Annotated in this window: 10 protein-coding genes; 8 read left to right on the plus strand and 2 right to left on the minus strand. The window is 54.0% G+C overall.

Annotated features, from left to right (window positions below; genetic code table 11):
- Positions 1-7: 7 nt before the first annotated feature.
- Positions 8-1,459, plus strand: a complete 1,452-nt coding sequence (locus tag B2952_RS12350) for an RNA-binding domain-containing protein (RefSeq protein WP_290733372.1) — start codon at positions 8-10, stop codon at positions 1,457-1,459.
- Here the strand turns inward: B2952_RS12350 and B2952_RS12355 are convergent.
- Both B2952_RS12355 and B2952_RS12360 read right to left on the minus strand, forming a co-directional pair.
- Positions 1,440-1,571: a hypothetical protein gene (locus B2952_RS12355; protein ID WP_290733374.1), complete on the minus strand. Its 132-nt coding sequence runs from the start codon at positions 1,569-1,571 to the stop codon at positions 1,440-1,442. The two genes, B2952_RS12350 and B2952_RS12355, sit on opposite strands and share 20 nt — an antisense overlap.
- Positions 1,572-1,619: 48 nt before the next feature.
- Entirely contained in the window at positions 1,620-2,552 is a 933-nt protein-coding gene (locus B2952_RS12360) for a bile acid:sodium symporter family protein (RefSeq protein WP_290733376.1), read from the minus strand.
- 53 nt (positions 2,553-2,605) lie between these two features.
- On the opposite strand from B2952_RS12360, the gene B2952_RS12365 reads away from it, so the two are divergent.
- The 7 genes from B2952_RS12365 to gltA all read left to right on the plus strand — a co-directional run bounded on the left by B2952_RS12365 (position 2,606) and on the right by gltA (position 16,543).
- Positions 2,606-3,355 carry an acid phosphatase gene (locus B2952_RS12365; RefSeq protein WP_290733378.1) on the plus strand — a complete coding sequence of 250 codons (750 nt, stop codon included), beginning with the start codon at positions 2,606-2,608 and terminating at the stop codon, positions 3,353-3,355.
- A gap of 101 nt (positions 3,356-3,456) precedes the next feature.
- A complete protein-coding gene (locus tag B2952_RS12370) occupies positions 3,457-5,580 on the plus strand; it encodes a hypothetical protein (RefSeq protein WP_290733380.1) in 2,124 nt (707 codons plus the stop codon).
- Positions 5,581-5,595: 15 nt separating this feature from the next.
- On the plus strand, positions 5,596-6,903 hold the full coding sequence (locus B2952_RS12375) for a hypothetical protein (protein ID WP_290733382.1): 1,308 nt from the start codon (positions 5,596-5,598) through the stop codon (positions 6,901-6,903).
- A gap of 43 nt (positions 6,904-6,946) precedes the next feature.
- Positions 6,947-10,462, plus strand: coding sequence for an FISUMP domain-containing protein (locus B2952_RS12380; protein ID WP_290733384.1), 3,516 nt, complete (start codon positions 6,947-6,949; stop codon positions 10,460-10,462).
- Positions 10,463-10,500: 38 nt separating this feature from the next.
- Entirely contained in the window at positions 10,501-14,064 is a 3,564-nt protein-coding gene (locus B2952_RS12385) for a hypothetical protein (RefSeq protein ID WP_290733386.1), read from the plus strand.
- 92 nt (positions 14,065-14,156) lie between these two features.
- Positions 14,157-15,044 (plus strand): sulfide/dihydroorotate dehydrogenase-like FAD/NAD-binding protein, encoded by an 888-nt coding sequence (locus B2952_RS12390; protein WP_073113492.1) that lies wholly within the window; start codon positions 14,157-14,159, stop codon positions 15,042-15,044.
- Entirely contained in the window at positions 15,044-16,543 is a 1,500-nt protein-coding gene (gene gltA / locus B2952_RS12395) for an NADPH-dependent glutamate synthase (RefSeq protein ID WP_073323109.1), read from the plus strand. The genes B2952_RS12390 and gltA overlap by 1 nt, the downstream gene beginning before the upstream one ends.
- Positions 16,544-16,545 lie beyond the last annotated feature (2 nt).

Consider the following 16,545-nt stretch of genomic DNA (forward strand, 5'->3'; position numbering starts at 1 on the left):
TGCCGATATGGATGAAAAAGAATTGAGGAAAATCATTCGTCAGGGCGAAGGCTTGACTGTCGAATTCAAGAGGGCAAAGACTGCATTGCCCGACAATCTTTTCGAATCCGTTGCGGCGTTCTTAAACCGCAATGGGGGCCATATTGTCCTTGGAGTTACAGACGACAAAAAAATTGAGGGCGTTGACCCCAATTGTGTCGAAAAACTTTGCAAGCAAATAGCGAATTTAAGCAACAATCCTGAAAAATTGGATTCTCAGAACTTGATAGACCCGCAAGTTGTTGATTACAAAGACAAAAAATTGATCTACTTCTTTGTTCCCGCCAGTTCGCAGGTCCACAAGACCGGCAAGAAGGTCTTCGACCGTAGCGTCGATGGCGATTTTGTGGTAAAGACGCAGAGTGCAATTAGTGCGATGTATTTGCGCAAAAGCAACAGCTATACGGAAAATACGGTTTATCCGGGGCTTCGCGAAATAGACATTAAGCGCGGAATGCTAAAAAAGGCCAAGGATTTGATTCGTTCCATCAGGTCCAATCACCCGTGGCTCAAGTTGAACAAGGAAGATTTTTTCAAAGCGGCTGGTTTGATTCGCTATGATTCTACCATTGGAAAGTCGGGCTATACGCTTGCGGCACTTATGCTGTTCGGTACGGACGAAGCGATTTCAAGTTATTTGCCATATTATAAAATTGAAGCAATAGTCCGCAAACAAGACCTGATGCGTTACGATGATCGCTTGACTGTTACATGCAACCTGATTGATGGTTACGAATTATTGAACGGGTTTATCGAAAAGCATCTCCCTGACAAATTCTATTTGGATGGGAAAAAAAGACTCTCTTTGCGTGACAAGATTTTTAGAGAGGTGATTGCGAATATGCTGATTCATCGTGAATACATGAATCCGATTCCAACAACGCTCGTTATTTATAAAGATAAGCTTGTGACGAATAACGCGAATAAGCCCTTTGCGTACGAGAAAATAGCATCTCAACTTTGTTCTTATCCTAAGAATCCGCATATCGCCACAATGTTTGCCCAGATGGGGTTTGCGGAATACCTCGGCACGGGCATCCGTAAAATTAGTGACCTGTGCGAAATTTATTCTGGGCTAAAACCCAAATTTGTGGATAATGATATTTTTATAGCGGAGATTCCGTTGACTGATCATGTGCCAGAGGGAGAAAAGAGCGGCGGATTAAATGGCGGATTAAATGGCGGATTAAGTGGCGGATTAAAAATTGAACTAAATGAAACACAGCAGAAAGTGTTCCTGGAAATCACAAAAAGACCTGGAGTTATGATAAAAGAACTTTCTGGCAGACTACAAATGCCTATTGACACACTTGATAAGGTTGTTTCGTCTTTGCGTAAAAAAGAACTTATTGAACGTCGTGGTTCTAAAAAGACTGGCGGCTATTGGGTGAAAAAGGAACCTACATCCACAAGCTGGTAATGAACATAGGGTTTGCGTCGTCGGCTTTCTTGAAGCCGCAATGCTCGTAGAAGGCGAGTTCTTCGTTGTAGGCGACCACGACTACGCGCAGGTAATGCATGTAGGCGTTCATGAATTTTTTTGATGGGAGATCCCCGCCTTCGCGGGGATGACAATGGGGTTATTCCCACCGGCGGTAAACATTCGCCAAAATCGCACCCGAGATGTTATGCCACACGGAGAATATGGCGCCGGGAACAGTCGCCATGGCAAGGCCCGAGAACGCGGTCGCAGCAAGGCTTGTAGCGAGTCCGGAATTCTGCATGCCGATTTCGATGGAGAGTGCCTTCGTCTTGGGTGTCGAGAATTTCAGCAACTTGCCGAGGCCAAAGCCGCAGCCGTAGCCCAGCAGGTTATGGAGAATTACGACGGCGAACACGATGGCACCCGTAGAGAGAATCTTTGATGCATTGTGCGAGACGACGGCGGATACAATCATCGCAATCGCAATCACCGAGACGAGCGGCAAGACCTTCACGGCACGCGCCGTCCATTTGCCAAAGAACTTGTTTATGACAAATCCTAACGCAATCGGCACGATGACAACCTTCACGATGGAGAGGAACATCGCCAGCACGTCGACGTTCACGGTGGTGCGCAAGAGCAGGTAGGTAATTGCCGGCGTCAGCACGGGAGCGAGCAGCGTGTTCACGCTAGTCATGCCTACGGAGAGCGCCACGTCGCCTTTCGAAAGGTAGGTGATGACATTGCTGGATGTCCCGCCGGGGCAAGTTCCCACAAGGATCACGCCCGCCATCAGTGCGGCATCGAGCCCGAAAATCTTGGAGAGCAAAAACGCGAGTCCGGGCATCACGATGAATTGCGCCGCACACCCGACGGTGATTTCCTTCGGCCGGGCAAACACAAGTGCAAAATCGCTTAACTTGAGCGTGAGCCCCATGCCGAACATCACGACCATCAAGAGGTAATTCACCCAACTGAGTTCAATCCAGAGCGTGGATTTCGGCAGGAACAGCGAGAGCGCCGCAATAGCCAGGACGACAACCGCCATCCACTTGCCAATAAAATCACTGATTTTTTCGAGAATGCGCATTTGTAATCTCCGGTTCAATCGCAAAAGATAGTCTTTTTATTTATATTCAACGCATGACCAATCTTATCAAGAAAGCTTTTATCGTTGTCGCCATTTGTGGCGCGTCGCTTTGCAGTTTTGCTGCAGATGTCAAACCCTACGTGGAAGCGGATGCTCTCCCGAACGCGCTGAACTTCTATCCGGCGCCCCCCGATACGCTCTCCCCGCAGTTCATGTACGACATGTCGCAGTACATCTGGGGTAAAAAGATGCGTGCCGATTCCGCGCGTGCGGCCCTGGCTGTAGCCCAGGCGGTAGAAACGGTCGAGGACATGGCCAAGATGTTCAGCGAACCTTTCGGGATGGAAATCTCCGCAAAGAAGACTCCCGCCATCATGAACCTGCTCGAACGCGGAGTCCGGACGCTCAAGCAGGTGGGGAGCCTTCCCAAGAGGCATTACATGAGGCGCCGCCCCTACGACCGCTTCAACGAACCGACCCTGGTTCCGTCCGAAGAAGAGCGCCTGAGAACGAATGGTTCCTACCCGTCGGGACATACCGTTCGCGCATGGTCGATGGCCCTGCTGCTGATCGAGGTGAACCCGTCTGCCCAGGACGCCCTGCTGAAATACGCCTACGAATGGGGGCAGAGCCGCGTGATTGCCGGATTCCACTGGCAGAGCGACGTGGATGCCTCCAAGGTGCTTGTTTCGGGAGCCTATCCGAGCCTGCACACAAACGAAACCTTCATGGCCGACATGCGCAAGGCCCAGGCGGAATTCAAGAAGCTTTCCGCCGCGAAGAACGGGAAGAAGACGAAATAGGGGCGGTTTTCCGTTAGTCAATTTCTTTTAATAAAGTTGCAAAAATCTTTTTATTATTCTACATTGCGTCAATGTGTTGATTTTTTTGATAGGAAAGACAAATGAAAACACTGTATTCTAAGAAGTCGGCGCTCCTTGCTTTTGGAGCGGGGCTTGCCGTATTGGCAGGTTGTAACCTGAATTCATCGGATGAAGGCAAGACGGAGGTCTCCACTTACGAAGACTTGCCGAATTGTTCTTCGAGGGAGAGCGCCTCGGGTGTTAGCCCGGTGGGCGAAAAGGTCCTTGTCGAGGAAGAGGGCATGTCTTACCAGTGCACGGACGACGGCTGGGTCGTTGTGTCCGTGGCTAACTTCGAAGACCTGCCGAAGTGCCCCGCCAAGAGGGGCAAGACGCTCGGCATGAAGGTGTATGTCGAGGCGGATTCCATGTACTACCTGTGTGTCAATACGGGCTGGATCGAGTCGGACGAGTCCTCGGACGGGAGTATGCCGACTCCCCAGGTCGAAAACGATCTCGTTCTCGGCTCTGCAAAGGTGATTGGCCCCTTTGAAATGGGGACGCAGGTTAAGCTCCGCGAAATCACCAGTTCCAAGGAAGCCGCCTTCGCGACGACGGATTCCGCAACCGTGGGTTCCGTCTCGAACAGGAAGGGCGACTTCATGGTTCCCCGCGTGACGGCCTATTCCGACTTCGCCTTGATATCGGTGAAGGGCCTTTACATGGACGTGGTCTCGGGCGAGGTCTCGGAGGATTCCCTGGAACTGGAAGCCGTGGTGGACCTCTCGTCGGGCGAAACTCCCGCGGTCGATGTGGTTTCCCACGTGCTGGCGGGCCGTGTGCGCGCCCTGGTGAACGGCGGTGCTAGCGTATATGCCGCCATGAAGCAGGCCAAGAGGGAACTCTTTACCGCTTTCGGTTTCAATTCCGATAGCGACGAGGAAGAAGTCAAGCTTGCGGTTGCGCTCCTCCTGCGCGCCAACCTGGACGAGGGCGAGTTTGCCGAAGCCGTTGCGAACTTCGCCGAGGGCTTTGCCGAGACCGGTTCTTGGGGCGACGAGGAATTCCACACGGTCCTGGCCGATTTCGCCTTCAATATCGAGAACCTCAAGATCAAGGACGAGGAAACGGGCGAGATCCTCTTGAAGGAATCCGACTACCGCAAGAACCTCGAAAAGTTCGGTAACGAGGCCGCCCCCGCCTTCGAAGGCTACTTCACGAAATTCTGGGTGGATGCCTACGGCCTTGGCGGTTGCGCCGGGGCCCGTCAGGACGCCGTGGTACAGAACCGCAACGAGCTGAGCGACAGTGCGAGCGCCTTCTTCACCTGCGACAACCAGGCCTGGCGCATGTCGACCGATTTCGAACGCGATACCGTGAATCTCGGGAATGCGAACGACGGCGTGCTCAGCGCGGGCAACGTGGATTCCGAGAAGATGTATGTCTACGATACGACTGGCTTTGGAACCGGGACGACCATCCGCTGGAAGGAACCTGATTCCATCGTGCTCGTAATCGGCAAGGCCTGCACGGACTACGAAGATGTCGTGAACACGGTCGAAAAGACCGAAGATGAAGACGAAAACGACACCTATTACGGATGCCAGAACCGCGCATGGACTCCGACATCCCTGACCACCTACGAAATCGGCTACATGTGCAACGCGTCCGCCAAGAACGTCGTCGAAAAGTACAAGCACGAGAAAAACGACTCCTACGCCCGTTGCCAGGAAAACAAGATGACCGTGGGCAGCGTGGAAACGGTGAGCTATGTCTGGATTCCGACGGACGAGGCGAACTACGACCTGCGCGACGAGAAGTGTGTCGTGTATGACGTGTTCAAGAGCGGTTCCAAGTATTACTACTGCGAAGATTCCGTGAAGGTGAACTTCAAGGAAGCTACCGAAGACGACCAGGAACTCGGCGTGTGCCGCAAGGCGATTGTCGATTCGATCGGGACTTACAAGAGCGAGGGCACGAGCGTCTACAGGTCCTGTGGCGAAAATGCCTACGTCGCCGGGAAGTACGAATGGTCCGTGACCGACAAGGTGACCTACGATATCGGCAAGGTGTGTAACGCCAAGACGATCGGTACGACGGGAAATGCCGGCGGGGATTCCTACACCTGCGGATGCAGCATGTATGATTCTGGCGCTATGGGCATGGTAGTGAAGACGACATTGGACGATTGCGGTGCCTATCCGCTTGCATGGCAGAAGAACTAAAGGAGAGTTTGTATCATGAATATCAAGAAAATAGTTGCGATTACGTTTGCGTCTACCGCTTTTGCTCTTGCTCAACAGCCTGCCGCCCCGGCTCCCGCGGCCCAGCCGGCCGCCCCGGCTCCCGTGGCCCAGCCGGCCGCTGAGCCTGCACCCGCTCCTGTGGCGGAAGCTGCACCCGCGCCCGAGGCTGCTCCCGTTCAGCAGACGGCCCCTGTTCCCGAGGCTGCCGCAGAACAGCCCGCTCCGGCGGAATCCGCTCCCGCAAAGGAACCTTCCGCATTCGACGTGCTGCATGGCAGCGCCTACAATTCGGTCGGCAACGTCGCCGCTGCCGATAATGTCGACGGCCTGCTCGGAAGCCCGGACAAGTTCTACGGCAAGAAGTTCTTCTACATCGAACCTGCTGCAGAACGTGGCGTTGTTTCGCTTGGCTCTTTCTTCGCCGCGATGGATATCTCGGGCGACCTGGGCCGCGCGACCGCCGGTTATGCTACCGAAGGCTTCGGTATCGCGCTCCGTCTCGGCCTCGGGCAGTTCGCCATCGATGGCGACAACGGCAAGAAGAGCGGCTCCTATTCCGGGGACGACTGGGGCCTGACCGCCTCGAAGGTCTTTGGCGGCTATGTCGCGTCCGTCAACGCAGACTGGGTCACGACCCGCGAAGAGGACAACGCGGAACCCAAGGTGGGCAAGTCCAGCGAAGAGGCCTACCGCGACCTGAACGTGACGCTGGGCATTTCGAATACTCCTTCCGCCGTCAAGCATTTCTGGTCGGCTGGAGTCGGCTTCACCCGTCACGAAAACGAACTCAAGGTCGGCGGCAGCGTGATTAACGACGACGTGGATTCCCACATCGCGATTTCCCCGTTCTTCAACTACGGCATCGCGGCTTTCCAGAATGAGCGCGCAAGGCTCCTCCTCGGAGTCAATGCGTCCGTGCCGCTTTCCATATACGACGAACAGGATGTTGTCGATACGGTGTCGGGAGACACTGTGACGACGTCGCTGTTCAATGCGGGAGTTTCGCTCAGCCCGAACGTCCTGGGCGAGGTGCTCCTAGGCAGCCACGTGATGCTTTTCGGCGAAGCCTCCTATAATTGGCGCGTGTTCGACTTTACGTCGGGAACGGACGCCACGGACGACGAATACACCGCCATGGAAAGCGTGTCTGACCAGGTGACTGCGACTGTCGGGTTCCGCTACCAGTACGGGAACTGGATCGCCTGTGAGTTCGCCTTCGGCGACACCTTCTTTACCGACACGAAGTCCATCTTCAACGGGGAAGGCGTCTTCGTTAGCTTTGGTGGATTCATCTACTTCTAGTCCCTAATCGAAAAGGTTTGTCTTCAATCCTCCCGGAGGAATTATGAAATTGTCCAAGAAACTCGGTCTTGCCGCTAGCCTGGCTGGCGCGCTCATCCTTGCCGCCTGTGGCGACGACGGCAGTTCCGGTAAACCCGCCCCGGAAAAGGACGGCACGGCTTCCGTCCCGACCTACGACGACCTCGCACACTGCACCAAGAGCCACTACGGCGAAATCGTGTTCGTGGAAGAGGAAAGCGCCTACTTCGAATGCACCAGCGAGGACTGGGCCGAGGTGGACGAGTCGAAACTCGACAGCCTGCTCGCTGCGGCAAGCTCCAGCAGCGAGGCCGACGAAGACAAGCCTAAATCTTCCAGCAGCCTGAAGGCCGACAGCACCGAGACCGCCGACGTGGAGAAGGTGGAGGTCGACTCCATCACGGTGAAGGGCTTCGCGCAGAAGGGCCCGTTCGCGAGCGGCACCGCGGTGACCGTCTACGGGCTCGACAGCCTCCTCGAGAAGACGAAGACCAAGTTCACGGGCAAGGTCTCTGGCGACTCCGGCGCGTTCAAGGTAGAGAAGATCGTTCTCCCGAGCCAGTACGCGCTCGTGGAAGTCTCCGGCTACTACCAGAACGAGGTGACGGGCAAGAAGACGAGCGGCTCGAAGACGACGCTCTCTGCCCTCGTGGACCTGAGCGAAGGCAAGACCGTGAAGGCGAACGTGAACCTGTTCACGGACCTCGAGTACGCCCGCGCGAAGCACCTCGTGCTCAAGGAAAAGTTCAACGTCCCCGCGGCGAAGAAGCGCGCGACGAAGGAACTCCTCGCTATTTTCGGCGGCAAGGGCGACGACGACCTGACCGCGACCGCGCTCAGCCTCTCCGACACGACTTCTGCAGGCAAGGCCCTGCTTTTCGCCTCCATCCTGCTTCAGGGCGAACTTTCGGCAAGCAAGTTCGGCATCCTCCTCGGCGGAATCGAGGAGTTCTTCGGTTCGACCGGCGGTCTCGACAGCGCGGAAGCGACCGCCGCCTTCGCCGACTGGGCCTCGAAAGTCGACAGCACCGACAACTTCGCCGCCATCCGCGAGAACATCAAGAAAATGAACCTTGCGGCAATTGTTCCCGACTTCGAATCGGCGCTCTATGCGTTCTGGACAAATGAATACGGTCTCGGAGCATGCACCGACAGCCTGGAATCCACCATCGAGAAGAACAGCAACAAGAAGAGCGAAAACTACGGCGCGGGCTACGCCTGCACGGCGAAACGCTGGCACAAGGCGACCGCCCTCGACACGGAACTCGGCCTCTGCACCGGCAAGATGGAAGGCCAGTTCAAGGAATACAAGGGCGGGAAGACTGCCGAATACTACGTGTGCAAGGCCGGCTCCTGGAACAAGATCACCGAGACCCAGTTCGAACTCAAGGAATGCACCGAAGACCGCGACAACGAGTATGTGATGACCAAGGACAGCAGCTATTTCGTCTGTTCGGACAAACAGTGGATTGAACTGGACGCCGTCACCTACGAACTCAAGCTTTGCACCGAAGACCGCAACATGGAGCTTGGCAAGACCGGGAAATCCGGCAGCTACGTATGCGAATGGGACGGCAAAAACGGCAACTGGCGCAAGGCAAGTGACGCGGACGTCGAACTGGGTGTTTGCGGAACCGAGTCCGTGACTGCCGGTAAAATTTACAAGACCAAAGGCGGAGACTATTACTTGTGCGCATCGGGTGAGTGGAAAAAATCGGACCAGCTGTCTTACGAACTCCAGGATGCCGGCGAGTGCTCCGCCGAAAAGAACCTGACGACTTTCGAAACGGAAAATATCGGGCTCTATGTATGCGACAACAAGGAATGGCGCAAGGCTACCTCGTTAGAAGCAGACCTCGGAGTGTGTGGCGCTACTGAATATCCTAAGGGATCTTTCAAACAGAAGGGCGGAAAATACTACGTCTGCAAGAATGAATGGAAAGAAACGGATGCAGTTTCCTTTGAACTTGAGGCGGAATGCACCCAGGACAGTGTTTTCAAGAAGTCGGATGCGGGCAAGTATTATGTTTGCATGGATGGAGAGTGGCAGACCACCAATGAATTGACTTATACTCTAGGTTATTGTACGACTTCTAATGCGGGCTACATGAAAGCGGCCATGGATAAGTACTGGTACTGCAAAGATTTGAATTGGGAAGAGATTGACAGGGGAACCTATTCAACAGGGAGGTTCTGTAATAAGGACATTGATTCCACTCTGGTGGAAGGATTTGCCTGTGTCCATACGGGCTCGGGCAGCAGTGCTGTTTATAGCTGGAGGGAAGAGACTGCGGGAGAAATGGCGAACAACGCCTTCTGTAGGCCAGGATTGAATGATAATGTGGTCCATGAAGGCTATGTGTGTGAATTGAATGGCTCCGTTTATGCTTGGCGAACTGCCACGACGGCCGAGAATATTACCGGAAAAGTTTGCATTTACGAGAATAAGGGCGTGGATGGTAACTATGCCTGTGATAAAAGCAATGGTTCGTACGCCTGGAGGAATGCAACGACTTTTGAAAAGGCTGTCGGTTTTTTGTGTGAATCACGTAAGTCGGGAATCTACGGCAACTATGCATGTGATTATGACGGCTCAAAATACCAGTGGAGAAATACTACCGCGGCAGAAATTGCGACGGGGAGTTTTTGCGTAGAAAATTTTAATACAAGAATAGTAAATGGCTATGTTTGTCAATACGGTAATACGAATTGGAGAACTGCTGATCCAGTTGAGTTGGAAACGGGCAAAGTCTGTGGAAAACTTAGCAGAAACGATAATGGTGCTGTTACGGAAACTAATAATATCCTGTATTCAGGGAAATATGTTTGTTCTGCACACACTAGTACTAGTAGCTGTCTGTCAAATAAAATAAATGGTTATTGCTGGCGTAATGCAATGGCTATGGAGAAAACGTTGAATACACCTTGCGAAACTAGGAAAAATTATGAGCGATTCGGCAAGTATAGCGGCGACATGTACCGCTGTGTAGATACCACGGCTCATACGTGGTCAAAACATGGTTATGCGACTATGACCGATACCCGTGATAACAACACGTATCGCATAGTGGATGTCAATGATGATACGGTGATGGTTGATAACCTGCGTTACCGCCATGATAATGATTCCAGCTCGAACTGGACGTGTTACCAGAATAAGATTGCAAATTGTAACAATTATGGAGTCCTATATACTTGGACTGCGGCGGCAGGACAGCCACAGGTATATCTCGATAGTTATCTAGATTTGAGCAATGTCGTTAATCAGGGGGCCTGCCCCGCTGGGTGGCATGAACCGACATCTAGCGAAGACGACTGGGTGTTCAAAGAAATGAATGAAAAAGGATTGCTTCCTGAAGACGTTTTCGGTCGCTATGTAGGAAACAAGTATGAAGAAGCCCCCTGTTGGTGGTCTGCCACAAATAATATTACCGATGCGGCTTGCTTTATGAATGCGGACTTGACGAATACCAATGGTAAGTATGATAAGATCAGCAAAAGGTCGTACGCATACCTCCGCTGCATCAAGAACAGACAGTAAAAATCACCCTAAAACATTCTTTCCCGATGGAGTCCGGTATGGATTTGCTAAAAAAAACAGGCGTCGTGGCAGGTGTGCTGCTCGCGGCTCTTACCACCTTCGCTCTGACCGCCTGCGGCGACGACGGCAGTTCCGGCAAGCCCGCCTCGGAAAAGGACGGCACGGCTTCCGTCCCGACCTACGACGACCTCGCACACTGCACCAAGAGCCACTACGGCGAAATCGTGTTCGTGGAAGATGAAAGCGCCTACTTCGAATGCACCAGCGAGGACTGGGCCGAGGTGGACGAGTCTAAGCTCGACAGCCTGCTCGCTGCGGCAAGTTCCAGCAGCGAGGCCGACAAAGACAAGCCTAAATCTTCCAGCAGCCTGAAGGCCGACAGCACCGAGACCGCCGACGTGGAGAAGGTGGAGGTCGACTCCATCACGGTGAAGGGCTTCGCGCAGAAGGGCCCGTTCGCGAGCGGCACCGCGGTGACCGTCTACGGGCTCGACAGCCTCCTCGAGAAGACGAAGACCAAGTTCACGGGCAAGGTCTCGGGCGACTCCGGCGCCTACAGCGTTTCGAAAATCGTTCTCCCGAGCCAGTACGCGCTCGTGGAAGTCTCCGGCTACTACCAGAACGAGGTGACGGGCAAGAAGACTAGCGGCTCGAAGACGACGCTCTCTGCCCTTGTGGACCTGAGCGAAGGCAAGACCGTGAAGGCGAACGTGAACCTGTTCACGGACCTCGAGTACGCCCGCGCGAAGCACCTCGTGCTCAAGGAAAAGTTCAACGTCCCCGCGGCGAAGAAGCGCGCGACGAAGGAACTCCTCGCTATTTTCAGCGGCAAGGGCGACGACGACCTGACCGCGACCACGCTCAGCCTCTCCGACACGACTTCTGCAGGCAAGGCCCTGCTTTTCGCCTCCATCCTTTTGCAGGGCGACCTTTCGGCCAGCAAGTTCGGCATCCTCCTCGGCGGAATCGAGGAGTTCTTCGGTTCGACCGGCGGCCTCGACAGCGCGGAAGCGACCGCCGCCTTCGCCGACTGGGCCTCGAAAGTCGACAGCACCGACAACTTCGCCGCAATCCGCGAGAACGTGAAGGCGATGAAGCTCGTGGCGGCCGTCCCCGACTTTGAATCGGCGCTCTATGCGTTCTGGACAAATGAATACGGCCTCGGCGCATGCACCGACAGCCTGGAATCCACCATCGAGAAGAACAGCAACAAGAAGAGCGAAAACTACGGCGCGGGCTACGCCTGCACGGCGAAACGCTGGCACAAGGCGACCGCCCTCGACACGGAACTCGGCCTCTGCACCGGCAAGATGGAAGGCCAGTTCAAGGAATACAAGGGCGGGAAGACTGCCGAATACTACGTGTGCAAGGCCGGCTCGTGGAACAAGATCACCGAGACCCAGTTCGAACTCAAGGAATGCACCGAAGACCGCGACAACGAGTACGTGGCTACCAAGTCCAAAGAATACTTTGTCTGTACCGGCAAGCAGTGGCTTGAAATCGATTCCGTTGCCTACGAACTCAAACTCTGCACCGAAAAGCGGAACATGGAAGTGGCCTCTACCAAGAAAGCGGGGACTTACGTCTGCCATTTCAATGGCAAGGACGGCTCCTGGGATAAGCTGAGTGAACTCGAAGAGGAAATTGGCGTATGCGGCAGCGAGGATGTCGCGGATAGCACCCTGAAGAAAACAGAATCTGGCTCTTATTACATGTGTTCCGGAAACACATGGGTGGAAACGGACGGTGTTACTTTCGGACTGGGCATCGTATGTACCGAAGGTCGCGAGGGTGAACGCAAAAAACTCGATAATGAGCACTTTTATGCTTGCGAAAGCGGTTCCTGGACCGAAATCACGGGAGAGGTGTTCGAACTTGGGTTCTGCACGGCCGGCAGGGATGGCGAGATGCAAATGACACCGGATAGTGCCTATTGGTATTGTTCCGGCGGCAAGTGGAACGCCATATCGGAGGCCGAGTTCGTGACAAAGAAATTCTGCAACAAGGATATCGACTCAACATTCGTGAACGGTTATGCCTGTGTACATACCAACTCTGAGGCTGGAGCCGTTTATAACTGGCGAAAACAGTCTGCGGCAGAGAAGGCGAATAACGCATTCTGCACCAGGAGGAATATGGACAGCACCCGTGTACAGAATGGCTATACATGCCTTATCAAGGACCAAACGTTGAAATGGCGTACGGCTTCCGAGGAAGAACTTGCGACAGGGATGCCTTGCAATACTAAAGTTGCACAAAGCGTGGGAGACAACGTTGTGAACGGCTATGTTTGTGGGTATGATAGTAATGGTACTAGCAATTCTTATTCGAATTGTCACTGGCGAGTTGCTACGGCGTACGAAATTGCTGCAGGCAAGGTTTGTTCCTATAAGATGAAAGACTCCGTGTTTGGGGAATGGACTTGCTTGTATCTTTCATCAACGGGATATTTCTGGCGCCCAGCCAGCGCTGGAGAAATTGCGACAGGGAAGGTGTGTTCTGGAGAGAAAACGGAAATTTTGAACGGATATGTATGTGAATATTATCAATCCCCAGATTCGTTAGGGTGGCGCCCGGCAAATTTTGTAGAGAAAGAAACTGGGGTTGTGTGTGGATCTAGAGCCCTTACAAATGGGGGATTTCCTCATGCGGAGGGGGATGCAATCCTGGTAAATGATGAGGTGTATGCCCAAAAGTATGTCTGTTCCAAGCAGAACTGCATTACTGATGAAATTAATGGTTTTTGTTGGCGCAATGCGACTACCGCAGAAAAAACTACAGGGAGCGTGTGTAACTGGGAGTTGAGGTACAAAATGGATTCGACCTATACGTATGTCTGCGAGTATTCTTCGGGCAGCTATGCGTGGCGTACGGCAACGGCAAAAGAAAAAGAATTAAAAAAAGCCTGCAATAGGCCCAATTACAAGCTTTTTTCCCTAAAAAAAATGAGCCTCTTTACTAGTAGGTATCGTTGTAACGATACGCTTAGCCATACATGGTCTATTTGGACATATGACACGATTGTCGATTCTCGCCACCTGGAAAACGGAGAACCTCAGAGCTATCGTATATTGGACGCTCGTGTTCCCGATAATAGGAATATAAACACTGTCACAATTATGGTAGACAACTTCAATTTCCATGGCGATGGCGCTGGCAACCACAATCAGGCATGGTGGTGCTACAACAGTTCCAGCAATACAAGCAACGCCGCTGATTGCGAAGGCCAGGGCTCCCTTTACCACTGGACTGCGCCGGTGGATTTGGGGACAAAGTATCTAAACGATAGGGCTGAATTCAGTTTTCCTAGGCAAGGCATATGCCCCGACGGATGGCATGTTCCAGATTACAGTGAATTGAAAAAACTTAATTTCTCTGCTGAGTATGGAACCATGCCGGGTTCCCAAAAAGGTTCCTACGTTTATACCGAGAAGAAGTTTGAGGCGGAGCCATGCTGGTGGACTGCGACGCAGAACAAGCCCAGTGGCGAAAGTAATACGGTGAACGCCCTTTCCTATGCGCCCGACTCGTCAGGGATTATGCAAGAAAAGTCCCGGGACAAGGATGACGGCTGCTACCTCCGCTGTATCAAGGACGAGTAGCCCGTTCGGGCTCTTTTTGCCCGCTTTGGAACATCATTTTATTAAAAAGGTAACCTCGTCCGGGGTGCCTTTTTTCTATTTTTGGTGCCACTATGGCAAAAATTCTCTTTAAAAAACAGTTATCTCCTGCGGTATTCCAATTCCGCGTCGAGGCCCCGCTGATCGCCCAAGAGCGTAAGGCCGGCCAGTTCATCATCCTCCAGACGAACAAGGACAACGGCGAACGCGTGCCCCTCACCATCGCCGATGCCGACACGACTGAAGGCTCCATCACCCTGATTTTCCAGACCGTCGGTAAGACCACCACCGAACTCTCCAAGTTCGAAGTCGGTGACGATATCCCGGTGCTCGTGGGCCCGCTGGGTTCCCCGACCCACATCGAGAATTTTGGCCACGTGGTTTGCGTGTGCGGTGGCGTGGGCATTGCCCCGATGCACCCGATTGTCCAGGCCATGAAGAAGGCCGGCAACAAGGTCACTATCATCATGGGTGCCCGTAACGAGAGCCTCTTCCTCATGAAGGAAGAAATGACCGCCCTCGCCGACGAAATCATTTTCATGACCGACGACGGCTCCTACGGTCGCAAGGGTCTCGTGACCGAACCGCTGAAGGAACTCTGCGAAGACACGAAGGGCAAGCCCGACATGGTGCTCGCCATCGGTCCTCCGATCATGATGAAGTTCTGCGCCCTCACCACCAAGCCCTACGGCGTGAAGACCGTCGTGAGCCTCAACAGCATCATGGTGGACGGGACCGGCATGTGCGGTGGCTGCCGCGTGACTATCGGCGGCAAGACGAAGTTCGTCTGCGTCGATGGCCCGGAATTCGACGGCCACGAAGTCGACTGGAACAACATGCTCCAGCGCATGGGCGCCTTCAAGCCCCAGGAACAGGAAGCCTTGCACCGCTTCGGTGCCAATGACGGCCACAAGTGCAACATTGATAAGATGGCTGACGCAAAGGCCAAGGAGAGCAAGTAATGTCTGAACATTTGACTCGTGAACAGTTGGACGCCGCCGCCAAGGTGGAACTTGAAAAGATTAACGCCCTCCCGAAGCCGCTCAAGCCGAAGGACAAGACTGCCATTCCGGCCCAGCCGATGCCGCAGCTTGAACCCAGCTACCGTGCCCGCGTGATGGAAGAAGTGGCTCAGGGTTACACCGAAGCTCAGGCTATCGTGGAAGCTAACCGCTGCCTCGCTTGTAAGAACCAGCCTTGCGTCGAAAGCTGCCCGGTGCACATCGACATTCCTGCCTTCATCGCAAAGATTGCCGAAGGTGACTTCAAGGCCGCTATCGCGAAGATTAAGGAAACCAGCTTGCTCCCGGCAATCTGCGGCCGTGTTTGCCCGCAGGAACGCCAGTGCCAGATGAACTGCACCATGGGCAAGATGCACAAGGACGTGAACCAGGCTGTGGCTATTGGCCGCCTGGAACGCTTTGCTGCCGACTACGAACGCAACAACGGTGGCGCCTCTGTGCCGGCCGTGAAGCCCGCTACCGGCAAGAAGGTTGCCGTTATCGGTTCCGGTCCTGCCGGTCTGGTTGTCGCTGCTGACGTGCGCCGCGAAGGCCACGACGTGACCATCTTCGAAGCTTTCCACAAGCTCGGTGGTGTGGTCCGCTACGGCATTCCTGAATTCCGTCTGCCCAAGAAGATCGTTGACAACGAAATCGAATCTCTCGCAGCCATGGGCGTGAAGTTTGAGACAAATTTTGTCATCGGTCGTACCCGCAAGCTCAAGGACTTGATTGAAAAGGATGGCTTCGATGCCGTGTTCGTCGGTACCGGTGCTGGCCTCCCGCTCTTCATGAACATCGAAGGTGAAAACCTCGTCGGTGTGTTCGCCGCTAACGAATACCTCACCCGCGCTAACCTCATGCGCGCCTACGACAAGGAACATGCCGATACCCCGATGTGGCCCGGCAAGAACGTGGTCGTTCTCGGTGGTGGTAACGTCGCTATGGACGCTGCCCGTATGGCTCTCCGCTTGGGTGCCGAAAAGGTTCGCATCGTTTACCGCCGCAGCATGAACGAACTTCCGGCCCGTAAGGAAGAAGTTCTCCATGCCCAGGAAGAGGGTGTCGAATTCTGCGTCTTGCAGAACCCGGCCAAGATCCTTGGCGACGAAGCCGGCCACGTGCGCGGCATGCTCGTCGACAAGTACGAACTCGGCGAACCCGATGAAAAGGGCCGTCCGCGTCCGGTCAAGGTCGAAGGCGCAAGCTTCGAAATCGAATGCGACACCGTGCTCGTTGCTATCGGTAACGGTTCTAACCCGCTTATCAGCAACACCACGCCGGAACTCTCCGTCGACAAGAAGGGCCATATCCTTCTCGAAGATGCAACCGCCAACAAGACCTTCATGGAGAAGGTCTATGCCGGTGGTGACATCGTGCTGGGTGCCGCAACCGTGATTCTCGCCATGGGTGAGGGTCGCCGCGCTGCAGCTGGAATTAACGAATTCCTGAAGAAGTAATT

It is taken from the genome of Fibrobacter sp. UBA7003, from assembly GCA_002449765.1.
Taxonomy (GTDB): Bacteria; Fibrobacterota; Fibrobacteria; order Fibrobacterales; family Fibrobacteraceae; genus Fibrobacter.